Genomic DNA, 22,479 nt, shown 5'->3' on the forward strand with positions numbered 1-22,479 from the left:
CTTTCCCTGGCACGCGATTAATGCAGCGAAGGTTTGGCCGCTGGCGGCACATCGGACTTCTTGGTTTCCGAGAACAGCAGCAACGGCGCGACGCGCAGGTATTCCATGACTTCCATGTAGTCGGATTCGCCGTCTTCGGATTCTTCCAGCGCGTCCTGCACCTGGGAAATGGCTGCCAGATCCTGCAGCACTTCGGTGGCTTCGGTGCTGAGCATGCTGCTGTCGCGGCAGTTCAGGCCGAAACCGCTGAGGAAGCCCTGGCACCACTCGCCCAATGCGGCAGCGCGGTCGGCCAGCGGTGCATCGTCGGTCGGCAGCAGCAGCACGACAGTGACGTCGTCGCCGGTCAGCTCGCCTTTGACCATCTCCTGCAGGCCGATCAGAGCGTTGCGGACGTTGTCCTGGATGTCGCCTTCGAGCAGTTCGGCGGCGTCGATCAGCCAGCCTTCGTGATCGAAGCCGGCCCCGGCGCAACTGCGCCCGAGCAGCACGCCGTGCAGTTCGGCAGGCGAGACGTTGTGGCCGCTGGCAGTCAGCAGAGTGGCAAAGGCTTGGTACGGGGAATTCGCAATGGTCATGGGCAGCTAGGCGCCAGACGGCGCTATGTCTAGAATGAAGGCCTTGTATCCTACATCGACAGCCCCGCCAAGACCATTAAAGGCTGTCCGCCAGTCACCACCCATCAGACGACACGTGGACCCAATGGAAGACACCGACCTGCAAGCGCTGATGGCCAGACTCGAACTGCTGATTGGCCGAGTCGAGCAACTTAAGAGTCAAAACGCACTCTTACTAGCTCAGGAAAAAACCTGGCGCGAGGAACGCGCTCACCTCATTGAAAAAAACGAAATCGCCCGGCGTAAGGTCGAATCGATGATTTCGCGCCTCAAGGCCCTGGAGCAAGACTCATGAGTTCAAGCAATAGCGTTACCGTGCAGATCCTCGACAAAGAGTATTCGATCATCTGCCCGCCGGAAGAACGCAGCAATCTGGTCAGTGCCGCGCGCTACCTGGACGGCAAGATGCGCGAGATCCGCAGCAGCGGCAAAGTCATCGGTGCCGACCGCATTGCCGTGATGGCCGCGCTGAACATCACCCACGACCTGTTGCACAAAGAAGAGCGCCCGGACATCCAGGCCAGCGGTTCGACCCGCGAACAGGTGCGCGACTTGCTCGATCGTGTCGATCTGGTCCTGGCCGACGATCAGAACACCGCCAAGGGCTGATTCGCCTGACAGCTTGAGGTATACTCGCGGCACTCCCTGGGGTGCTTGCCAGTTGACGATGTCCCGGAGCCGATTCGCACTACCCTGGAAGTTGCACGTTGGGCTGGTGTGCATGTCCGCTAGACGGAAAGCCTTAAAGTCTACTGCTTCTTCCACCTTGAACTTTCGGGTTCAAGGGCTGAGTTGACAGCGGTTCATCCGGGGAGCCTGATTCGAATCCGATGTCGGTGTATGCCGACATCGGATTTTTTATGCGTACGTTTTTGCATCCACCTGCCGAAGCCGAACCATGACCGAACCCGCGCTGCTGCCCCGTCCGCAACTCCGCCGTCTGCTGCGCAAGGCACGCCGCGCACTGACGCCAGGCGAACAACGCCAGGCGGCCAAAGGCCTGTTCCGCCAATTGGCGCAAGACCCGCACTTTCGCCGGGCGAAACATATCTCTCTGTATTTGCCCACCGACGGTGAAATCGATCCGCGCCTGCTCCTGCGCGAAGCCCAGCGTCGCGGCAAGGCGACTTATCTGCCGGTACTCAGCGCGTGGCCACGAACGAAAATGGTCTTCCAGCGCATCCGCCCCGGCGAAAAGCTCACGCCCAATCGCTTCCGCATCCTCGAGCCCCGGGCCAATCTGGCTCGGCAACGCAAGGTCTGGGCGCTGGATCTGGTGCTGTTGCCGCTGGTAGGGTTTGACGATGTAGGCGGGCGCCTGGGCATGGGCGGCGGATTTTATGATCGCAGCCTCGCCTATCTGGCCCGGCGCAAGAACTGGCGCAAGCCGACGCTGCTGGGCCTGGCCCATGAGTGTCAGAAGGTCGAACGTCTGGCGCAGGCGAGCTGGGATGTTCCGTTACAAGGCACGGTCACCGACAAGGCGTGGTATTTCGCAGAGTAGACGCCGCATGGAACAGCGGCGTCGAAGAGACAGGTTCAGCGTTTGAAAGCGGTCGACTGTTGCACCTGTTGCGCCACTTCAATCGGCGCGTCGGTCTTGTTCGCCCACAGGCTCTGCGCGTAACCGGTGGTCACCACACCCAGGCCAAACAAAATTACCAAAGTCCATAGCAAATCCGGTTTGCGTTTCATCGATTGCCCCCCTCAAGGCACATCATCACGATGACAGCAGCGGTTTCCGTTCGTAGGCCGTGCAGCAGCGTCAAGCTTTAAAGGCCGGCATTTTGCGGCAACGTGAACCTGTGCGCAAACGCTGACGTCAACCGACTGTCGGTTTGTCATAAAATTGCCCGACAACCTGCCCAATGACCGCTTCAGGAGCACACGACATGGCCTACTGGCTGATGAAATCAGAGCCCGACGAACTCTCGATCAAGGGCCTGGAAAAGCTCGGCAAAGCGCGCTGGGACGGGGTTCGCAACTATCAGGCGCGCAATTTCCTGCGGGCGATGGCGGTCGGTGACGAGTTCTTTTTCTACCATTCCAGCTGCCCCGAGCCGGGGATTGCCGGGATTGGCAAAATTATCCAAGCAGCGTATCCCGATCCGACGGCGCTGGAGCCGCAGAGCCATTACTTCGATCCGAAGGCCACCGCGCAGAAGAATGCCTGGAGCGCCATCGACGTGGCGCACGTCGAAACCTTTGCGCGAGTCTTGAAGCTCGACTACCTGAAACAGCAGACCGCGCTGGCAGAAATGCCACTGGTGCAGAAAGGCTCGCGGTTGTCGGTGATGCCGGTGACGACGGAGCAGTGGGCGGCAGTTATCGCGCTCAAACCCTGATTCATTTTTGCCTGATAAATAGCTTTCGCGAGCAGGCTCGCTCCCACAGTGGATTGGTGGTGATGCACATTTTTGCATTCACCGAATAACCCTGTGGGAGCGAGCCTGCTCGCGAAGGGGCCTGCCCGGACAGCGAATGACTTACTGAATGATCAGGTTGTTGAACAACAGATCCTCAACAACAGGCTTGCCGGTCTCGTCATTCATGACCTGCTGGGTCTGCTTCAACGCTTCCTGACGCAGCTTTTCCTTGCCCTCGATGCTGCCCATCGCCTCGGTCGACTGCTGAGTGAACAACGCCACCAGCTGATTGCGGATCAGCGGCTCGTTGGCCTTGACCAGTTTGGTCGCCTCCTCACCAGTCACACGCAATGCCACATCGGCTTTGTAGACCTTGAGCTTGGCGGTGCCGTCGAGGCCATAGTTGCCGACGAACGGCGGGCTCAGGGTGATGTAATTGACCTTCGGCGCCTCACCTTCTTTGGCTTCTTCGGCCAGTGCTGCCACAGGCAGAGACAGGGCCAGCAACAACATGATCCACGCTTTCACAATTCGCTCCTTATCCGGTTTGCGGCCTAGCATAACGACCCGCCGCGCAAGCACAAGCTTATGGCTGACTATCAGGGCCGGGCATGCTCGTTGACCCGTTGATTCACACACCTACACTTATCGGCCATCACTCCCAAAGGAATAGCCCTGATGAAAGCCGTGCTGTGCAAAGCCTTCGGCCCTGCCGAATCGCTGGTGCTGGAAGACGTCGCCAGTCCTGTCGCGAAGAAGAATGAAATCCTGCTGGACGTGCACGCTGCCGGAGTCAATTTCCCGGACACGCTGATCATCGAGGGCAAATACCAGTTCAAACCGCCCTTCCCGTTTTCGCCGGGCGGTGAAGCGGCGGGCGTGGTGCGTGAAGTCGGGGAAAAGGTCAGCCATCTGAAAGTCGGCGACCGGGTCATGGCCCTGACTGGCTGGGGCAGTTTTGCCGAGCAGGTGGCGGTGCCGGGCTACAACGTCCTGCCGATTCCGCCGTCGATGGATTTCAACATCGCCGCTGCATTCAGCATGACCTACGGCACCTCGATGCACGCGCTCAAGCAACGCGCCAACCTGCAACCGGGCGAAACCCTGCTGGTGCTCGGCGCATCGGGCGGCGTCGGCCTCGCCGCCGTGGAGATTGGCAAAGCCATGGGCGCCCGCGTGATCGCCGCCGCCAGCAGCGCCGAAAAACTCGCGGTGGCCAAGGCTGCCGGCGCCGATGAGCTGATCAATTACAGCGAAGCCAGCCTCAAGGAGGAGATCAAACGCCTCACCGACGGCCAGGGCGCCGACGTGATCTACGACCCGGTCGGCGGCGACCTGTTCGACCAAGCCATCCGCGCCATCGCCTGGAACGGCCGCCTGCTCGTAGTCGGCTTCGCCAGCGGACGCATCCCGGAACTGCCGGTCAACCTCGCCCTGCTCAAAGGCGCGGCGGTGCTCGGCGTGTTCTGGGGTTCTTTTGCCCAACGCCAGCCACAGGACAATGCAGCCAACTTCCAGCAGCTGTTCGCCTGGTTTGCCGAGGGCAAGCTCAAACCGCTGGTGTCGCAGGTGTATCCGCTGAGCAATGCCGCGCAGGCAATCGATGATCTCGGTCAGCGCAAGGCTGTGGGCAAGGTTGTCGTTCAGGTTCGTTAACAACATGGAGCGATCCGGAGCAACCATCCGGATCGCTTTAGCGTTGAGGTCTGCCTCTCCCATGCGCAAAACCGCAGAAACCCACCCGAGCCACCATTCCCTCAGCGCCGCGTACTTGTCTCAGAGCGACATGTTCATAAAGGAACGTTCATCTGCCCAAATTTCCGCTGTTTTGCCGACGTGAAGCGATGCTATTTTCGGTAACGAAACTGTAACATTCGCATCCGCAGTCAAAACAAGAAAACTGGAGCTCTTGAATGTTTGCTTTCTTTCGTCCTGCCGCACATCAGGCTCCATTGCCTGAAGAAAAAATAGACAGCACCTACCGCCGCCTGCGCTGGCAGATCTTCGCCGGTATCTTTATCGGCTACGCCGGTTACTACCTGCTGCGCAAGAACTTCTCCCTGGCCATGCCGTACTTGATCGATGAAGGCTACAGCCGTGGCGACCTTGGTCTGGCGATGTCGGCGATCGCTATTGCTTACGGCCTGTCGAAGTTCCTCATGGGCCTGGTGTCCGACCGTTCCAACCCGCGCTTCTTCCTGCCGTTCGGTCTGCTGGTCTCGGCCGGGGTGATGTTCATTTTCGGTTTCGCGCCGTGGGCAACGTCCAGCGTGACGATGATGTTCATCCTCCTGTTCATCAACGGCTGGGCGCAGGGCATGGGCTGGCCGCCGAGCGGGCGGACCATGGTGCACTGGTGGTCGCAGAAGGAACGCGGTGGCGTGGTGTCGGTGTGGAACGTGGCGCATAACGTCGGCGGCGGTCTGATCGGCCCGCTGTTCCTGATCGGCATGGGTCTATTCAATGACTGGCACGCGGCGTTTTACGTCCCGGCAGCAGTCGCACTTGGCGTAGCAGTATTCGCCTTCATCACCATGCGTGACACCCCGCAATCGGTCGGCCTGCCGCCGATCGAGCAGTACAAGAACGACTACCCGGAAGGCTACGACGCCAGCCACGAAGACGAATTCAGCGCCAAGGAAATCTTCGTCAAATACGTGCTGCGCAACAAAATGCTCTGGTACATCGCTCTGGCCAACGTCTTCGTCTACTTGCTGCGCTACGGCGTGCTGGACTGGGCGCCGACGTACCTGAAGGAAGCCAAGGGCTTCACCGTGGATAAGACCTCGTGGGCCTATTTCTTCTACGAGTGGGCAGGCATCCCGGGCACGCTGCTGTGCGGCTGGATGTCAGACAAGATCTTCCGTGGCAACCGTGGTCTGACCGGCATGGTGTTCATGGCCCTGGTGACTGTTGCGACCCTGGTGTACTGGCTGAATCCGGCCGGCAATCCGATGGTCGACATGATCGCCCTGCTGTCGATCGGCTTCCTGATCTACGGCCCGGTGATGCTGATCGGCCTGCAAGCGCTGGAACTGGCGCCGAAGAAAGCCGCCGGTACCGCAGCGGGCTTCACCGGTCTGTTCGGTTATCTGGGGGGTTCGGTCGCGGCAAGTGCGGCGATGGGCTACACCGTTGACCACTTCGGCTGGGATGGCGGTTTCGTGCTGCTGGTCGGCGCTTGCCTGCTGGCGATGGCCTTCCTTGCGCCAACGCTGTGGCACAAGCAAGTCGCCAGTCAGAGCCGTGAAGCGGTCGCCTGATCGCTGTGTGATTTACAGCGCTTGAGCCGCGCCTCCAGATTTCGATCCGGCATGGCGTGGCTGCGCAGGGCGTGCGCGGTCTGCTCGACATAATCGCGAGTGGTGCCGTAACGCCCGCTGGCGCTGGCGAACACCTGGCTGAGCACATGATCCGGCAAGTTGCCGGCATAGCTCGGCAGGTGACGCTCCAGAACGAAGCCCAAGGCCTGCACCTGAGTGCCATCTTCGAGCCGGCAATTGAGCCAGTGCGGGCGATACGAGGGAAACGGCATCTCGCGTTTCCACAGCGCGTACAGCGCGGTATCGAGATTGTCTTCCGGCAAGCGGTAGGCAAAACCGCTGCATGAACCGCCGCGATCCAGACCGAAGACCAAGCCGGGCATTTCCGGGGTACCCCGATGCTCGTGGGACCACAGGTACAAGCCGCGATGATAGCCATGCACGCGACCGCGCATGCGCTCAACCGCCGTGCATTCCGGCCGCCAGATCAGCGAGCCATAGGCGAACAGCCACACCGGCCCGCCCTTGTGGCGTGCCATGGTTGATTGCATGGAAGCGAGAAGTTGTTCGTGCGTCAGCTGCGGCCCAAGATCGAGCCGCGGAGGGTAAGCCAGGTTCAGGATTGCGTTTTCAATGGCGCTCATGGCGAATAGCGTTCAGCTCCCCGCGGGTGAAGAATTACTTAATAGAACGCACCGTTGTAACAATAAGGCACATATGTTTTAAGGCAAATTAAGTGCCACTGATTAATTGCCTGATTCATATATAACCTAGCGATATTTACTGTTTAGGGTAAATACCAATCGGCTATATACCAAGTTATAAGTCTCAGGAGCGCGGCGCGTAGGCGAACACATCAGCGCGCATCTGATGCGCATCCATCCCCGCCTCGACCAGCGCGTCCAGCGTGCCGTAAACCATCGCCGGCGAACCGCTGGCATAGACATGCAGCGGCTTCAGATCGGGGAAATCCTCGCAAACCGCTTCGTGCAACATCCCGCAGCGCCCTTCCCAGCCGCACTGGTCGCTGACCACTTTGTGCAGGAACAGATTGGGCAGCTTCAGCCATTCGTCCCAGTGCTCGATCTGATAAAAGTCTTCTGGACGGCGTACGCCCCAATACAGATGCACTGGATGCTTGAAGCCTTCGGCGCGGCAATGTTCGATCAGGCTGTGAATCTGGCCCATGCCGGTGCCGGCGGCGATCAACACCAGCGGACCGTCGGGTAGTTCCGCAAGATGTGTGTCACCGAACGGCAGCTCGACACGCACCAGCGGGTTGCGTTGCAGCTGCTCGATCAGGCTCAACGCACTGGTTTCGCGCGCCAGCACATGGATTTCCAGATCACGTCCGCCGTGGGGCGCCGAAGCCATGGAGAACGCCGATTTCTCGCCGTTCTCACGCTCGATCATCAAATATTGCCCGGCGTGATAGCGCGGCGGCTTGCCCGCCGGTGCACGCAGACGCACGCGCCAGGTGTCGCCGCCGACCTCGCGGCACTCGATGACCTGACACGATAGGCTGCGCACCGGCAATTCACCGAGTGCGAGCACGCCATCCCACAACAGCACGCAGTCTTCCAGCGGTGCGGCGATGCAGGTGTAGAACTCGCCATGGTCGTGGACTTTGCCGGCCTGCTCGACGCGGCCCTCCACCAGCAGCGCTGCACACACGTGGCAATTGCCGTTGCGGCAGCTTTGCGGGCAGTCATAGCCCAGGCGCCGCGCACCGTCGAGAATCCGCTCACCGGGCTGTATCTCGAGCACTGCTCCGGAAGGCTGCAGGGTTACACGCATCAATCTATTCCTAACTGATTCCAGATGGCATCGATCCGTTGGGTGACGGCGTCGTCCTTGACGATCACGCGGCCCCACTCGCGAGTGGTTTCGCCCGGCCACTTGTGGGTGGCATCCAGGCCCATTTTCGAGCCCAGGCCGGAGATCGGCGAGGCGAAGTCGAGGTAGTCGATCGGCGTGTTATCGATCATCACCGTATCGCGCTTGGGATCCATGCGCGTGGTGATAGCCCAGATCACGTCGTTCCAGTCGCGGGCGTTGATATCGTCGTCAGTGACGATAACGAACTTGGTGTACATGAACTGTCGCAAAAACGACCAGACACCGAGCATCACGCGCTTGGCATGCCCCGGATACGACTTCTTCATCGTCACCACGGCCATGCGGTACGAGCAGCCTTCCGGCGGCAGGTAGAAGTCGGTGATTTCCGGGAACTGCTTCTGCAGGATCGGCACGAACACTTCGTTCAGCGCCACGCCGAGAATCGCCGGCTCATCCGGCGGCCGCCCGGTGTAGGTGCTGTGATAGATCGGCTTGATCCGGTGGGTGATGCGCTCGACGGTGAACACCGGGAAGCTGTCGACTTCGTTGTAGTAACCGGTGTGGTCGCCATAAGGGCCTTCGTCGGCCATTTCGCCCGGATGAATCACGCCTTCAAGGATGATTTCGGCGGTGGCCGGTACTTGCAGATCGTTGCCACGGCACTTGACCAGTTCGGTACGGTTGCCGCGCAAGAGCCCTGCGAAAGCATATTCGGAGAGGCTGTCCGGCACCGGCGTTACGGCACCGAGAATCGTCGCCGGATCGGCGCCAAGGGCCACGGACACCGGGAACGGCTGGCCCGGGTGCTTCTCGCACCACTCGCGGAAGTCGAGAGCGCCGCCACGATGGCTGAGCCAGCGCATGATCACCTTGTTGCGGCCGATCACTTGCTGGCGGTAGATACCGAGGTTCTGGCGTTCCTTGTTCGGGCCTTTGGTGACCGTCAGGCCCCAAGTGATCAGCGGGCCGACGTCGCCGGGCCAGCAGGTCTGCACCGGCAACATCGCCAGATCGACATCGTCGCCTTCGATGACCACTTCCTGGCATACCGCGTCTTTGACGACTTTCGGCGCCATCGAAATGATCTTGCGGAAGATCGGCAGTTTCGACCACGCGTCCTTCAAGCCCTTCGGCGGCTCCGGCTCCTTGAGGAAGGCCAGCAGCTTGCCGATTTCGCGCAGCTCGCTGACCGACTCGGCGCCCATGCCCATGGCCACGCGCTCGGGGGTGCCGAACAGGTTGCCGAGCACCGGAATGTCGTAACCGGTAGGCTTCTCGAACAGCAGTGCCGGGCCTTTGGCCCGCAACGTGCGGTCGCACACCTCAGTCATCTCCAGCACCGGCGAGACGGGAATCTGGATGCGTTTCAACTCTCCGCGCTGCTCAAGCTGCTGCACGAAATCCCGAAGATCCTTGAATTTCATTGACGATGGCACCCTCAAAATAGGCGTACATCCTACCTGCTCTGAGGAGCAAACAGCAGCCCGTCATTGCTCGATTGTGGCCCCCGCGCTGCGGCGAAGGCGCAGGCCTCGAACTCGGGAGTGCGCTGCCGACGCCGCAGAATCGGCCCATCAACAGATATCTGTGATGGCCGCGAGATTTTTCGGGGCAAAAAAAAACGCCCCCTCGCGGGAGCGTCCTTTGCTGAAACGCCAGCGTATTACTTGCGTTTCATCGACAAGAAGAACTCGTCGTTGGTCTTGGTCGTCTTCAGCTTGTCGACCAGGAACTCGATGGCGGCGACTTCGTCCATCGGGTGCAGCAGCTTGCGCAGAATCCACATGCGCTGCAGTTCGTCGTCGGCGGTCAGCAACTCTTCGCGGCGGGTGCCGGAGCGGTTGATGTTGATGGCCGGGAACACACGCTTCTCGGCGATCTTGCGATCCAGAGGCAGTTCCATGTTGCCGGTACCCTTGAACTCTTCGTAGATCACTTCGTCCATCTTCGAGCCGGTTTCAACCAGCGCGGTGGCGATAATGGTCAGCGAGCCGCCTTCTTCGATGTTACGCGCGGCACCGAAGAAACGCTTCGGCTTCTCCAGGGCGTGGGCATCGACACCACCGGTCAATACCTTGCCGGAGCTCGGGATCACGGTGTTGTAGGCACGGGCCAGACGGGTGATGGAGTCGAGCAGGATCACCACGTCTTTCTTGTGTTCGACCAGACGCTTGGCCTTCTCGATCACCATTTCAGCAACCTGCACGTGACGGGTCGGCGGCTCGTCGAAGGTCGAGGCAACCACTTCGCCGCGCACGGTGCGCTGCATTTCGGTCACTTCTTCCGGACGCTCGTCGATCAACAGCACGATCAGGTGAACTTCAGGATTGTTACGGGCGATGTTCGCTGCGATGTTCTGCAGCATGATCGTTTTACCGGCTTTCGGCGGTGCGACGATCAGACCACGCTGGCCTTTGCCGATCGGTGCACACAGGTCGATCACGCGACCGGTGAGGTCTTCGGTGGAACCGTTGCCGGCTTCCATCTTCATGCGCACCGTCGGGAACAGCGGCGTCAGGTTCTCGAAGAGAATCTTGTTTTTCGCGTTCTCCGGACGATCGAAGTTGATCGTGTCGACCTTGAGCAGGGCGAAGTACCGCTCGCCTTCCTTCGGAGGCCGGATCTTGCCAACGATGGTGTCACCGGTGCGCAAGTTGAAGCGGCGGATCTGGCTCGGCGAGACGTAGATGTCGTCAGGGCCGGCGAGGTAGGAAGCGTCTGCGGAGCGCAGGAAGCCGAAGCCGTCCTGGAGAATCTCCAGCACGCCATCACCGGAGATTTCCTCGCCGCTTTTCGCGTGCTTTTTCAGCAGGGAGAAAATCACGTCCTGCTTGCGCGAACGGGCCATATTTTCTATGCCCATCTGTTCGGCCAATTCGAGCAGTTCGGTAATCGGCTTTTGCTTGAGTTCAGTCAGATTCATATAGGAATGACGTAATCATTTATGGAGGGGGGGGAAATTAAGCTTTTGGCTTAATGAGGCCGCGCCGCGGAGAAGGCGACAGGATCGCGAACTAATTCGAAAAGGAGTGCGTCGGCGACGGCTAGCAGGGGGCATTGGAGAAACCAGTGCGGGGCCGAATGTACCACCTGAGTTTCGGAGCGTCTAGCCCTGAATATGCAAAAAGCCCCGCGATTTGCGGGGCTTTTTTTCAGCGTTTTACTGCGACGCTCAGATGTTGGCGTCGAGGAAAGCCGCCAGCTGCGACTTCGACAGTGCGCCGACCTTGGTCGCTTCAACGTTGCCGTTCTTGAACAGCATCAGCGTCGGGATACCACGCACGCCATGCTTGGCCGGGGTTTCCTGGTTTTCGTCGATGTTCAGTTTGGCAACGGTCAGCTTGCCTTTGTAAGTCTCGGCAATTTCGTCCAGAACCGGTGCGATCATTTTGCAAGGGCCGCACCATTCAGCCCAGTAGTCGACCAGGACAGCGCCTTCGGCCTTGAGTACGTCGGCTTCGAAGCTAGCGTCGCTAACGTGTTTGATCAGATCGCTGCTCATGGAATTCTCCAGGTTGTAAGCAAAAAAACGTGGCCCATCATAGCCGCCCTTCCCTTGTTCAGGAAGCCGCAGATGATTGAGTGTTGCTATGGCCCTTGATGAGTTTGGGTATAGCTCAAGTCACGCCGTGGCGGGAGCGATGAAGGCGATTCCAGTGCGCAGGGCGGCGTTGCGCACGTGTTCCTGCATGGCTTTCTGCGCCGCCGCCGAGGCGCGGCGCGCCAGTGCGCGGAGGATCTTGCGGTGTTCCTGCCAGGTTTCCATGGCGCGCTCGGCGCGGATGAACGGCAGTTTCTGGCTCTCGAGGAAGATCTCGGCGCTGGCGGTGAGAATGCTCAGCATCGCCTGATTACCGCTGGCAAGAAGGATGCGTCGGTGGAATTCGAAGTCGAGTTTCGCCGCTGCCTCAAAGTCGCCGAGCTTCAATTGCTCGCGCATGGCCGCAACGTTGTCTTCCAGCGCATCCAGATCGAACGTGCTCAACGTCACTGCCGCCAAACCTGCTGCAAACCCTTCGAGCGCATAGCGCAATTGAAAGATATCCAGCGGCGATGCCTGCGCCGCAAACGACCAGCCTGGCGCGTTGTCGCCGCGCGACAATTCGACCGGCGACTGCACGAACACGCCCTTGCCCGGCTGAATGCTGACCACGCCCAGTGCACTGAGCGACGACAGCGCTTCACGCAACGATGCCCGACTGACGCCCAGTTGCAGCGCCAGATCCCGTTGCGAAGGCAACGCGTCGCCGGCACCGAAGCCCTGTTCGGTGATCAGTTTGCGGATCGCTTGCAGCGCCACTTCGGGTACGGCGCGGGAGATCGAATTCATGATGTGCGGACGCGTCAGGGCCAAGGTGCGGCTAGTTGTAAAGCTATTCGTCGAGTCCGGCAAGTCGTGCCCCAGCGGGGTTCGGCGCGCACTGCCGATGCGCCATCGCAGTGCGAAAACCGAGTTGACTGTTCAGACCAGTAAGACCGAACCAAGCCGCTGATGCCGCGGCCTGCCGGGGCGAAATCCGCCTGTTGGCACGGCCCATGCTCTGTCCGATCGCAGCAACCACTTCCCGCCGATCCGGAGATTGTCCATGACCCAGCGTTACAGCGCCCTCCTCGCTTCCCTGTTTGCCGGCCTGCTGCTGTGCCAGGCCCCCGCTCACGCCGACGGTCTGGACGACGTGGTCAAACGCGGCACGCTGAAAGTCGCCGTGCCCCAGGACTTCCCGCCGTTCGGCTCGGTCGGCCCGGACATGAAGCCGCGCGGCCTGGATATCGACACGGCGAAACTGCTCGCTGACCAACTCAAGGTCAAACTCGAACTGACCCCGGTCAACAGCACCAACCGCATCCCGTTCCTCACCACCGGCAAAGTCGATCTGGTGATCTCCAGCCTCGGCAAAAACCCCGAGCGTGAGAAAGTCATCGACTTCTCCCGCGCCTATGCGCCGTTCTACCTCGCCGTGTTCGGTCCGCCAGACGCCGCGATCACCAGCCTCGACGACCTCAAGGGCAAGACCATCAGCGTCACCCGGGGCGCCATCGAAGACATCGAGCTGAGCAAAGTCGCCCCCGAAGGCGTGACCATCAAACGTTTCGAAGACAACAACTCGACCATCGCTGCTTATCTGGCTGGCCAGGTCGATCTGATCGCCAGCGGCAACGTGGTGATGGTGGCCATCAGCGAGAAGAACCCCAAGCGCGTGCCGGCGCTGAAGGTGAAGCTCAAGGATTCCCCGGTCTACGTGGGCGTGAACAAGAACGAAGCGGCGTTGCTGGCCAAGGTCAACGACATCCTCAACACCGCCAAGGCTGACGGCGCACTGGAAAAGAACTCGCAGACCTGGCTGAAAGAGCCGCTGCCGGCCGATCTCTGATCGACTGCGCGGGAGACGTTCATGGCTTATCAGTTCGATTTTATGCCGGTGGTGGAAAACACCGACCTGCTGCTGCGCGGCGCACTGTTCACGCTGGAGCTGACCGCCATCGGCGCGCTGCTCGGGGTCGGCGTGGGCATTGTCGGCGCGCTGGTGCGAGCGTGGCAGATCCGCCCGTTCTCAGCGATCTTCGGCGTCTACGTCGAGTTGATCCGCAACACGCCGTTTCTGGTGCAACTGTTCTTCATCTTCTTCGGCCTGCCGTCGCTCGGCGTGCAGATTTCCGAGTGGCAGGCGGCAGTGCTGGCGATGGTGATCAACCTTGGCGCCTATTCGACCGAAATCATCCGCGCCGGCATCCAGGCGATTCCGCGCGGGCAGCTGGAAGCGGCTGCGGCATTGGCGATGACGCGCTTCGAAGCGTTCCGCCACGTCGTCCTGCTGCCGGCGCTGGGCAAGGTCTGGCCGGCGCTGAGCAGCCAGATCATCATCGTCATGCTCGGTTCGGCGGTGTGTTCGCAGATCGCCACGGAAGAATTGAGCTTCGCCGCCAACTTCATTCAGTCGCGCAACTTCCGCGCCTTTGAAACCTATGCGCTGACCACCCTGATCTATCTGTGCATGGCGCTGCTGATCCGCCAGTTGCTCAACTGGTTCGGCCGCCGGTTCATTGCGAGGAGCAACCAATGAGCGATTTCACTTTCTGGGACATCCTGCGCAACCTGCTCACCGGCCTGCAATGGACCCTGGCGCTGTCACTAGTGGCGTTCATTGGCGGCGGCCTCGTCGGCCTGCTGATTCTGGTGATGCGCATCTCCAAGAACACGCTATCAAGCAGCATCGCCCGCACCTGGATCGAGCTGTTTCAGGGCACGCCACTGTTGATGCAACTGTTTCTGGTGTTCTTCGGCGTGGCGCTGGCCGGCATCGAGATTTCACCGTGGATGGCCGCCGCGATCGCTTTGACCTTGTTCACCAGCGCCTATCTGGCGGAGATCTGGCGCGGCTGCGTCGAGGCCATTCCCCACGGTCAGTGGGAAGCCTCGTCGAGCCTGGCGCTCAATCCGCTTGAGCAGTTGCGCTACGTGATCCTGCCGCAAGCGCTGCGCATCGCCGTGGCGCCGACCGTGGGCTTCTCGGTGCAAGTGGTCAAAGGCACAGCGGTGACCTCGATCATCGGCTTCACCGAACTGACCAAGACCGGCGGCATGCTCGCCAATGCCACGTTCGAACCGTTCATGGTCTACGGCCTCGTCGCCCTCGGCTACTTCCTGCTCTGCTACCCCTTGTCCCTCAGTGCGCGCTACCTGGAAAGGAGACTGCATGCCTCTGCTTAGAATTTCCGCCCTGCATAAATACTACGGCGATCACCACGTACTCAAAGGCATCGATCTCAGCGTCGAGGAAGGCCAGGTCGTGGCGATCATCGGCCGCAGCGGCTCGGGCAAATCGACCCTGTTGCGCACGCTCAACGGCCTGGAATCGATCAACGATGGCGTGATCGAAGTCGACGGCGAATACCTCGACGCCGCCCGCGCTGATCTGCGCAGCCTGCGACAGAAGGTCGGCATGGTCTTCCAGCAGTTCAACCTGTTCCCGCACCTGACCGTCGGCGAAAACGTCATGCTCGCGCCGCAAGTGGTGCAGAAAGTACCCAAGGCCAAGGCAGCCGAACTGGCGCGCGAAATGCTCGAGCGAGTCGGGCTCGGGGAGAAATTCGATGCCTTCCCGGACCGTTTGTCCGGTGGTCAGCAGCAACGGGTGGCGATCGCCCGGGCTTTGGCGATGTCGCCGAAGGTGCTGCTGTGCGATGAAATCACCTCGGCGCTGGACCCTGAGCTGGTCAATGAAGTACTCAGCGTGGTGCGGCAATTGGCCAAGGAAGGCATGACGCTGATCATGGTCACCCACGAGATGCGCTTTGCCCGAGAGGTGGGCGACAAACTGGTGTTCATGCACCATGGCAAGGTGCATGAGGTGGGCGATCCGAAGGTGTTGTTTGCCAATCCGCAGACGGCCGAGCTGGCGAACTTTATTGGCACGGTGGAAGCGACAGCCTGAAGCAGCCTCATCCTGATCGTTCCCACGCTCCGCGTGGGAATGCAGCCAGGGACGCTCCGCGTCCCAAAAGCGGACGCAGAGCGTCCGGTGAGGCATTCCCACGCGGAGCGTGGGAACGATCAGGTTCGGGGTGCGCGCTCCGGCGGTTTGAGCCATGCGCGTTGGCGCCAGCGTTTGATCGTGGCACGATGTCGGGGTTATCGACCGAGACCCCCTGACCATGCCGCAATCCCAAGCCAAGAATCTGTCCCTGATCGCCGCAATCGACCTGGGCTCCAACAGCTTTCACATGGTCGTGGCCAAGGCCCAGAACGGCGAAATCCGCATCCTCGAGCGCCTCGGCGAGAAGGTGCAACTGGCCGCCGGCATCGACGACGCGCGCCAGCTCAACGAAGAATCGATGCAGCGCGGCCTCGATTGCCTCAAGCGCTTTGCCCAACTGATCAACGGTATGCCGCTCGGCGCCGTGCGCATCGTCGGCACCAACGCCCTGCGTGAAGCGCGCAATCGTGGCGAATTCATCCGCCGCGCCGAAGAAATCCTCGGCCACACGGTAGAAGTCATTTCCGGCCGTGAAGAAGCGCGCCTGATCTATCTCGGCGTTTCGCACACACTCGCCGACACCCCGGGCAAACGTTTGGTCGCCGACATCGGCGGCGGCAGCACCGAATTCATCATCGGCCAGCGCTTCGAGCCTTTATTGCGCGAAAGCCTGCAAATGGGCTGCGTGAGTTTCACTCAGCGTTATTTCAAGGACGGCAAGATCACCCCGGCCCGCTACGCCCAGGCCTACACGGCGGCGCGCCTGGAAATCATGAGCATCGAGCACGCCCTGCATCGCCTGACCTGGGATGAAGCCATCGGCTCCTCCGGTACGATTCGCGCCATCGGCCTGGCCCTGAAGGCTGGCGGCCACGGCAGCGGCGAGGTCAACGCCGAAGGCCTGGCGTGGCTCAAGCGCAAATTGTTCAAGCTGGGCGACGCCGACAAGATCGATTTCGAAGGCATCAAGCCTGACCGTCGGGCGATCTTCCCGGCGGGCCTGGCGATTCTCGAAGCGATCTTCGACGCCCTTGAACTGCAACGCATGGACCATTGCGAAGGCGCACTGCGTGAAGGCGTGCTCTACGACCTGCTCGGCCGTCATCACCATGAAGACGTGCGCGAACGCACCCTGACCTCGCTGATGGAGCGCTATCACGTCGACCTGGAACAGGCAGCGCGGGTCGAGCGCAAGGCCCTGCACGCGTTCGATCAGGTTGCTGTCGACTGGGAACTGGATGACGGCATCTGGCGCGAACTGCTCGGCTGGGCGGCGAAGGTCCACGAAGTCGGCCTCGACATCGCTCACTATCACTACCACAAGCATGGCGCCTACCTCATCGAGCACTCCGACCTGGCAGGCTTCTCGCGAGAAGACCAGCAGATGCTCGCGCTATTGGTGCGCGGGCACCGGCGCAATATTCCCAAGGACAAGTTTGCCGAATTCGGCGATGACGGCATCAAACTGATTCGCCTGTGCGTGCTGCTGCGGTTTGCGATTCTGTTCCATCACATTCGCGGGACCCAGGCGATGCCACAGGTGGCACTGCATGCCAATGGCGATCATCTCGACGTGGAATTCCCGGAGAACTGGCTGGATGAAAATCAGCTGACCCAGGCGGATTTCGGCCTGGAAGCGGATTGGCTGACGCGGGTTGGAATTGTCCTCACGGTGCACTGAGTAACTGGCTGGCACAAAAAAGGCGATCCGTTAGGATCGCCTTTTTATTGGGTTTGGCTTGAGAGCGGCGGTGTAGCTCTCCCCTCACCCCAGCCCTCTCCCGAGGGAGAGGGAGCCGATTTGTACTAGCGTTGAGGCCAGAGTTCGATCAGGTATTTCAGGTCAGTGTATGACGCAAGACACCTCGGTCAGTCCCCTCTCCCTCCGGGAGAGGGTTAGGGTGAGGGGCTTTTGACCTTCGGCACTTAACTGCTGACAGGCAATATCGGGCTGCCCAGCCGCTCCAGCAACGTCGCCTGGGCACTGCGCGGGTTCTGGTTGCCAGTGGGTGTGTTGCGGATGTAGCGGCCGTCCGACTGCAGGCTCCAGCTGTGGGTGTTGTCGGTCAGGTACAGCTCCAGCTCCTTCTTGACGCGGGTCAGCAGCTTCTTGCCTTCCACCGGGAAGCAGGTCTCGACGCGCTTGTCGAGGTTGCGCTCCATCCAGTCGGCGCTGGAGAGGAACATCTGCTCGTCGCCGCCGTTGAGGAAGTAGAACACCCGCGTGTGCTCAAGGAAGCGGCCAATGATCGAGCGCACATGAATGTTGTGCGAGACCCCGGCAATGCCCGGACGCAGGCAGCACATGCCGCGCACCACCAGATCGATGCGCACGCCGGACTGACTGGCCTTGTACAGCGCGCGGATGATCTTCGGATCGGTCAGCGAGTTGAACTTGGCGATGATGTGCGCCGGTTTGCCTTCGAGGGCAAACTGGGTTTCGCGGGCAATCATGTCGAGCATGCCCTTCTTCAGGGTGAACGGCGCATGCAGCAACTTTTTCATGCGCAGCGTCTTGCCCATGCCGATCAACTGGCTGAACAGTTTGCCGACGTCCTCGCACAAGGCGTCGTCGGAGGTCAGCAGGCTGTAGTCGGTGTAAAGCTTGGCGTTACCGGCGTGGTAGTTGCCGGTACCGAGATGCGCATAACGGACGATCTCGCCAGCCTCACGGCGCAGGATCAGCATCATCTTGGCGTGGGTCTTGAAGCCGACCACGCCGTAGATCACCACCGCACCGGCCGCTTGCAGACGGCTGGCCAGTTGCAGGTTGGATTCCTCGTCAAAGCGCGCGCGCAGCTCGATCACCGCCGTGACTTCCTTGCCGTTACGCGCGGCGTCGACCAGCGCATCGACGATCTCCGAGTTGGCGCCGGAGCGGTACAGGGTCTGGCGAACCGCGAGCACGTGCGGGTCTTTCGCGGCCTGACGCAGCAGGTCGACCACCGGCGTGAACGACTCGAACGGGTGCAGCAGGAGGATGTCCTGCTTGCTGACCACACTGAAGATGTTTTCGCTGTTCTGCAGCAGTTTCGGGATCTGCGGGGTGAACGGCGTGTATTGCAGCTCTGGATGACTATCGAGGCCAGTGATGCTGAACAGACGCGTCAGGTTGACCGGGCCGTTGACCTGATACAGCTCGGTCTCGCTCAGGTTGAACTGCTTGAGCAGGTAGTCCGAGAGGTGTTTCGGGCAGGTGTCGGCAACTTCCAGACGCACCGCGTCACCGTAGCGCCGCGAGAACAACTCGCCACGCAGGGCGCGGGCCAGGTCTTCGACGTCTTCGGAATCGAGCGCCAGGTCGGCGTTTCGGGTCAGACGGAACTGGTAGCAGCCTTTGACCTTCATGCCTTGGAACAGGTCATCGGCGTGGGCGTGGATCATCGACGACAGGAACACATAGTTGTCGCCGGCGCCGCCGACTTCTTCCGGCACCTTGATGATCCGTGGCAGCAGGCGCGGCGCCGGAATGATCGCCAGACCGGAGTCGCGCCCGAAGGCGTCGATGCCTTCGAGCTCGACGATGAAGTTCAGACTCTTGTTCACCAGCAGCGGGAACGGGTGCGTCGGGTCGAGGCCGATCGGGGTGATGATCGGCGCGATCTCGTCGCGGAAATAGCGGCGTACCCAAGTCTTGAGCTTGGTTGTCCAGTTGCGCCGACGGATGAAGCGCACCTGATGCTTTTCCAGCTCGGGCAGGAGGATGTCGTTGAGGATCGCGTACTGGCGGTCGACGTGACCGTGGACCAGTTCGCTGATCCGCGCCAGCGCCTGATGCGGCTGCAAGCCGTCAGCACCGGCCTGTTCACGGGCGAAGGTGATCTGCTTTTTCAGCCCGGCGACGCGGATCTCGAAGAATTCGTCGAGGTTGCTGGAGAAGATCAGCAGGAACTTCAGCCGCTCCAGCAACGGGTAGGACTCGTCCAGCGCCTGTTCCAGCACGCGGATGTTGAACTGCAATTGCGAAAGCTCGCGGTGGATGTACAGGCTGCTGTCATCCAGGCCGGGAATGGCGATCGCCGGCACCGCCACAGCGGTTTCGGCAACCGGCGCGGGTGGCGCAGGCTCCAGTTCCGGCGGGGTTTCGGTGATTTGCTCGACCACCGGCTGAGCTTCTTTTACGGCAACTTCAGTGAGTCCTTCGGTATTCATGGAATGTTCCTGGGAGGGCTATTTCTGCTCTCGTAACAATTGAGCGGCACGAACGGCAAAGTAAGTCAGGATGCCATCTGCACCGGCACGTTTAAAGGCGGTCAGTGACTCGAGGATCACCGCTTCGCTCAACCAGCCATTCTGGATAGCGGCCATGTGCATGGCGTATTCGCCACTGACCTGATAGACGAAGGTCGGCACCTTGAAGGCATCTTTGACGCGAAAAAGAATGTCCAGGTAGGGCATGCCCGGTTTGACCATGACCATGTCCGCACCTTCGGACAAGTCGGCACCGACTTCGTGCAGCGCTTCGTCACTGTTGGCCGGGTCCATCTGATAAGAGGCCTTGTTGGCCTTGCCGAGGTTCGACGCCGAACCCACGGCATCGCGGAAAGGGCCGTAGTAGGCGCTGGCGTATTTGGCCGAGTAGGCCATGATGCGCACGTTGACGTGACCGGCAATTTCCAGCGCCTCACGTATCGCCTGGATGCGACCGTCCATCATGTCCGATGGCGCCACCACCTGCGCGCCGGCTTCGGCGTGGGACAGCGCCTGACGCACCAGCGCATCGACGGTGATGTCGTTCTGCACGTAGCCGTCTTCGTCGAGAATGCCGTCCTGACCGTGGGTGGTGAACGGGTCCAGCGCCACGTCAGTGATCACGCCCAGCTCCGGGAACCGCTCACGCAGGGCGCGAGTGGCGCGCTGGGCGATGCCTTCGGGGTTCCAGGCTTCGGCAGCATCGAGAGATTTCAGTTCAGGCGGGGTGACCGGGAACAGCGCCAGCGCCGGAATGCCCAGCTCGACCCATTTCGCCGCTTCTTCAAGCAGCAGATCAATGGTCAGTCGCTCGACGCCCGGCATCGAGGCCACGGCTTCGCGGCGGTTTTCACCGTCGAGCACGAACACAGGCAGAATCAGATCATCGACCGTCAATACGTTTTCACGCACCAGCCGCCGCGAAAAATCATCACGACGATTGCGACGCAGACGAGTGGCTGGGAACAGACGATTGGCGGGGGTAAAGCTCACGGCAGACTCCTGAGCCCGGGCAAACGGGCGAGCGTGACAGTTATAGACGGCCATTATGACTAACAGATGACAGTTATGTGTGCTCTGTGACAGGTAGCCGCAATCCATTGTCGATGTAGGAAATGTTCACGTCGAGACACATTTGGACACTTTCATGAATGTGCCCGAAGGGTTAGGCTGCGCGTTCATTTCGCCAGCACCCAGACAATGCTCCAACAATTTCTGCACGACTTTGGCTACTTTGCCTTGTTCCTCGGCACGTTCTTCGAAGGCGAAACCATTCTGGTGCTCGCAGGCTTCCTTGCGTTCCGTGGATACATGGACATCAACCTGGTGGTGGTTGTGGCGTTCTTCGGCAGCTATGCCGGCGATCAGCTGTGGTACTTCCTGGGGCGCAAGCACGGGCGCAAATTGCTTGCGCGCAAGCCGCGCTGGCAGATGATGGGCGACCGCGCGCTGGAGCACATCCGCAAACATCCGGACATCTGGGTCCTGAGCTTCCGCTTCGTTTATGGCCTGCGCACCGTGATGCCGGTGGCGATCGGCCTGTCCGGTTATCCGCCGGGGCGTTACTTGCTGCTCAACGGCATCGGCGCGGCGATCTGGGCCACCGCCCTGGCTGCGGCGGCTTACCACTTCGGCGCAGTGCTGGAAGGCATGCTCGGCAGCATCAAGAAGTACGAGCTGTGGGTGCTCGGCGCCTTGCTGATCCTCGGGCTGGGCCTGTGGCTGCGGCGCCGCTTCAAGAATGCGCAACTGGCAAAGAAAATCTATCAGGACGAGCAGCTCGCCAAGGCCGCCGAGGCCGAGCAGTTGCGCCAGGCCGAAGCGCCCCCTCCTGCCGGGCCGAAAACGCCAGCCGAATAAGCCATTCGCTGGCGGCTGCCACGCGCATTCCAGGCAAATAATGAACACCCCGCCGCCGTTGCGATCCATTGAGAGAGCGCTCTGTTCCCGCGCGCGCCAGCCATGCCCCTATGGCCACGCGCGACGATTTAAGGGACATTGAGCGCCATGAATCTGGAGAGAAGCCCATGAGCAAAAAAGTTGCAGTGATCCTGTCCGGCAGTGGCGTGTACGACGGCGCCGAAATCCAGGAAAGTGTCATCACCCTGCTGCGCCTCGACCAGCGCGGCGCACAGGTGCAGTGCTTCGCGCCAAACATCGCGCAATTGCATGTGATCAACCATCTGACCGGCGAAGAAATGCCGGAATCGCGCAACGTACTGGTGGAATCGGCGCGGATTGCCCGGGGCAACGTCAAGGATATCCGCGACGCCGATGTCGAGGATTTCGACGCACTGATCGTGCCCGGCGGTTTCGGCGCGGCAAAGAACCTGTCGAACTTCGCGATCGAAGGCGCCGGCTGCACCGTGCAACCTGAAGTGCTGGCCCTGGCCGAAGCATTTGCCGAAGCGGGCAAACCGGTCGGGCTGATCTGCATCTCCCCGGCGCTGGCGGCGAAAATCTATGGCCCGGGGGTGACCTGCACAATCGGCAACGACGCCGACACCGCTGCGGCCATGAACAAGATGGGCGCCACCCACGAAGAGTGCGCCGTCACCGAAATCGTCGAAGACAAGGCGCGCAAACTGGTCACCACCCCGGCGTACATGCTGGCGCAGACCATCAGTGAAGCGGCTTCGGGGATCAACAAACTGGTCGACCGCGTGCTCGAACTGACCCACGAAAACGACGCTTGAAATCAAAAGATCGCAGCCTTCGGCAGCTCCTA

Annotated in this window: 24 protein-coding genes and 1 other RNA gene; 14 read left to right on the plus strand and 11 right to left on the minus strand. The window is 60.7% G+C overall.

The window, feature by feature from the left end; genetic code table 11:
- Positions 1-17: 17 nt before the first annotated feature.
- Complete coding sequence (locus tag AB4N85_RS20470; protein WP_041476897.1) at positions 18-578, minus strand: YecA/YgfB family protein; 561 nt, start codon at positions 576-578, stop codon at positions 18-20.
- Positions 579-702: 124 nt separating this feature from the next.
- Between AB4N85_RS20470 and AB4N85_RS20475 the strand changes: the two genes are divergently transcribed.
- From AB4N85_RS20475 to AB4N85_RS20490, 4 genes are all read left to right on the plus strand, one after another.
- On the plus strand, positions 703-912 hold the full coding sequence (locus AB4N85_RS20475) for a TIGR02449 family protein (protein WP_007911197.1): 210 nt from the start codon (positions 703-705) through the stop codon (positions 910-912).
- Entirely contained in the window at positions 909-1,226 is a 318-nt protein-coding gene (locus tag AB4N85_RS20480) for a cell division protein ZapA (protein WP_016772632.1), read from the plus strand. The genes AB4N85_RS20475 and AB4N85_RS20480 overlap by 4 nt, the downstream gene beginning before the upstream one ends.
- A 30-nt stretch (positions 1,227-1,256) precedes the next feature.
- A non-coding RNA gene (ssrS, locus tag AB4N85_RS20485) (6S RNA) lies at positions 1,257-1,435 on the plus strand.
- 80 nt (positions 1,436-1,515) lie between these two features.
- The gene (locus AB4N85_RS20490) at positions 1,516-2,121 is read left to right on the plus strand and encodes a 5-formyltetrahydrofolate cyclo-ligase (protein ID WP_024014742.1); all 606 of its coding nucleotides are present in this window, start codon (positions 1,516-1,518) and stop codon (positions 2,119-2,121) included.
- 35 nt (positions 2,122-2,156) lie between these two features.
- Here the strand turns inward: AB4N85_RS20490 and AB4N85_RS20495 are convergent, their stop codons facing one another.
- Complete coding sequence (locus AB4N85_RS20495; protein ID WP_024014743.1) at positions 2,157-2,312, minus strand: hypothetical protein; 156 nt, start codon at positions 2,310-2,312, stop codon at positions 2,157-2,159.
- Positions 2,313-2,509: 197 nt separating this feature from the next.
- Here AB4N85_RS20495 and AB4N85_RS20500 point away from each other — a divergent pair, with 197 nt between their 5' ends.
- On the plus strand, positions 2,510-2,962 hold the full coding sequence (locus AB4N85_RS20500) for an EVE domain-containing protein (RefSeq protein ID WP_252868452.1): 453 nt from the start codon (positions 2,510-2,512) through the stop codon (positions 2,960-2,962).
- A 141-nt stretch (positions 2,963-3,103) separates the two neighbouring features.
- Here the strand turns inward: AB4N85_RS20500 and AB4N85_RS20505 are convergent, their stop codons facing one another.
- The gene (locus tag AB4N85_RS20505; protein ID WP_056791694.1) at positions 3,104-3,511 is read right to left on the minus strand and encodes a flagellar basal body-associated protein FliL; all 408 of its coding nucleotides are present in this window, start codon (positions 3,509-3,511) and stop codon (positions 3,104-3,106) included.
- Positions 3,512-3,661: 150 nt separating this feature from the next.
- On the opposite strand from AB4N85_RS20505, the gene AB4N85_RS20510 reads away from it, so the two are divergent.
- Together AB4N85_RS20510 and glpT are read left to right on the plus strand one after the other, a co-directional pair.
- Positions 3,662-4,639 carry an NADPH:quinone oxidoreductase family protein gene (locus tag AB4N85_RS20510; RefSeq protein WP_056791691.1) on the plus strand — a complete coding sequence of 326 codons (978 nt, stop codon included), beginning with the start codon at positions 3,662-3,664 and terminating at the stop codon, positions 4,637-4,639.
- A gap of 257 nt (positions 4,640-4,896) precedes the next feature.
- Positions 4,897-6,246, plus strand: a complete 1,350-nt coding sequence (glpT, locus tag AB4N85_RS20515; RefSeq protein WP_024014747.1) for a glycerol-3-phosphate transporter — start codon at positions 4,897-4,899, stop codon at positions 6,244-6,246.
- Here the strand turns inward: glpT and AB4N85_RS20520 are convergent.
- The 6 genes from AB4N85_RS20520 to AB4N85_RS20545 form a co-directional block, all read right to left on the minus strand.
- Positions 6,222-6,890 (minus strand): gamma-glutamylcyclotransferase, encoded by a 669-nt coding sequence (locus AB4N85_RS20520; RefSeq protein WP_024014748.1) that lies wholly within the window; start codon positions 6,888-6,890, stop codon positions 6,222-6,224. The two genes, glpT and AB4N85_RS20520, sit on opposite strands and share 25 nt — an antisense overlap.
- 184 nt (positions 6,891-7,074) lie before the next feature.
- On the minus strand, positions 7,075-8,043 hold the full coding sequence (locus tag AB4N85_RS20525; RefSeq protein WP_056791686.1) for a CDP-6-deoxy-delta-3,4-glucoseen reductase: 969 nt from the start codon (positions 8,041-8,043) through the stop codon (positions 7,075-7,077).
- A complete protein-coding gene (gene ubiD, locus AB4N85_RS20530) occupies positions 8,043-9,509 on the minus strand; it encodes a 4-hydroxy-3-polyprenylbenzoate decarboxylase (protein WP_039757427.1) in 1,467 nt (488 codons plus the stop codon). Before ubiD ends, AB4N85_RS20525 begins: the two co-directional genes overlap by 1 nt.
- 239 nt (positions 9,510-9,748) lie before the next feature.
- Positions 9,749-11,008, minus strand: coding sequence for a transcription termination factor Rho (gene rho / locus AB4N85_RS20535; protein WP_003229334.1), 1,260 nt, complete (start codon positions 11,006-11,008; stop codon positions 9,749-9,751).
- A 249-nt stretch (positions 11,009-11,257) separates the two neighbouring features.
- Positions 11,258-11,587, minus strand: coding sequence for a thioredoxin TrxA (trxA, locus tag AB4N85_RS20540; RefSeq protein ID WP_003206727.1), 330 nt, complete (start codon positions 11,585-11,587; stop codon positions 11,258-11,260).
- 120 nt (positions 11,588-11,707) lie between these two features.
- On the minus strand, positions 11,708-12,415 hold the full coding sequence (locus AB4N85_RS20545; RefSeq protein ID WP_056791723.1) for a FadR/GntR family transcriptional regulator: 708 nt from the start codon (positions 12,413-12,415) through the stop codon (positions 11,708-11,710).
- A gap of 256 nt (positions 12,416-12,671) precedes the next feature.
- On the opposite strand from AB4N85_RS20545, the gene AB4N85_RS20550 reads away from it, so the two are divergent.
- The 5 genes from AB4N85_RS20550 (at position 12,672) to ppx (ending at position 17,241) form a co-directional block, all read left to right on the plus strand.
- Positions 12,672-13,457: a transporter substrate-binding domain-containing protein gene (locus tag AB4N85_RS20550; RefSeq protein WP_041476905.1), complete on the plus strand. Its 786-nt coding sequence runs from the start codon at positions 12,672-12,674 to the stop codon at positions 13,455-13,457.
- 21 nt (positions 13,458-13,478) lie between these two features.
- The gene (locus AB4N85_RS20555; protein ID WP_252868453.1) at positions 13,479-14,147 is read left to right on the plus strand and encodes an amino acid ABC transporter permease; all 669 of its coding nucleotides are present in this window, start codon (positions 13,479-13,481) and stop codon (positions 14,145-14,147) included.
- On the plus strand, positions 14,144-14,794 hold the full coding sequence (locus AB4N85_RS20560) for an amino acid ABC transporter permease (RefSeq protein WP_122705602.1): 651 nt from the start codon (positions 14,144-14,146) through the stop codon (positions 14,792-14,794). The genes AB4N85_RS20555 and AB4N85_RS20560 overlap by 4 nt, the downstream gene beginning before the upstream one ends.
- Positions 14,781-15,518 (plus strand): amino acid ABC transporter ATP-binding protein, encoded by a 738-nt coding sequence (locus AB4N85_RS20565; protein WP_007911148.1) that lies wholly within the window; start codon positions 14,781-14,783, stop codon positions 15,516-15,518. The genes AB4N85_RS20560 and AB4N85_RS20565 overlap by 14 nt, the downstream gene beginning before the upstream one ends.
- 220 nt (positions 15,519-15,738) lie before the next feature.
- Complete coding sequence (gene ppx / locus AB4N85_RS20570; protein WP_041476907.1) at positions 15,739-17,241, plus strand: exopolyphosphatase; 1,503 nt, start codon at positions 15,739-15,741, stop codon at positions 17,239-17,241.
- A gap of 245 nt (positions 17,242-17,486) precedes the next feature.
- Here the strand turns inward: ppx and ppk1 are convergent, their stop codons facing one another.
- Both ppk1 and hemB read right to left on the minus strand, forming a co-directional pair.
- Complete coding sequence (ppk1, locus tag AB4N85_RS20575) at positions 17,487-19,712, minus strand: polyphosphate kinase 1 (RefSeq protein WP_016772619.1); 2,226 nt, start codon at positions 19,710-19,712, stop codon at positions 17,487-17,489.
- An 18-nt stretch (positions 19,713-19,730) separates the two neighbouring features.
- A complete protein-coding gene (hemB, locus tag AB4N85_RS20580; protein WP_041476908.1) occupies positions 19,731-20,744 on the minus strand; it encodes a porphobilinogen synthase in 1,014 nt (337 codons plus the stop codon).
- A gap of 207 nt (positions 20,745-20,951) precedes the next feature.
- On the opposite strand from hemB, the gene AB4N85_RS20585 reads away from it, so the two are divergent.
- Together AB4N85_RS20585 and elbB are read left to right on the plus strand one after the other, a co-directional pair.
- Entirely contained in the window at positions 20,952-21,611 is a 660-nt protein-coding gene (locus AB4N85_RS20585; RefSeq protein WP_095181269.1) for a DedA family protein, read from the plus strand.
- Between the two features lie 167 nt (positions 21,612-21,778).
- A complete protein-coding gene (elbB, locus tag AB4N85_RS20590; protein ID WP_016772616.1) occupies positions 21,779-22,447 on the plus strand; it encodes an isoprenoid biosynthesis glyoxalase ElbB in 669 nt (222 codons plus the stop codon).
- The last annotated feature ends 32 nt before the right edge of the window (positions 22,448-22,479 follow it).

This window comes from Pseudomonas sp. H1_G08 (assembly GCF_054681355.1).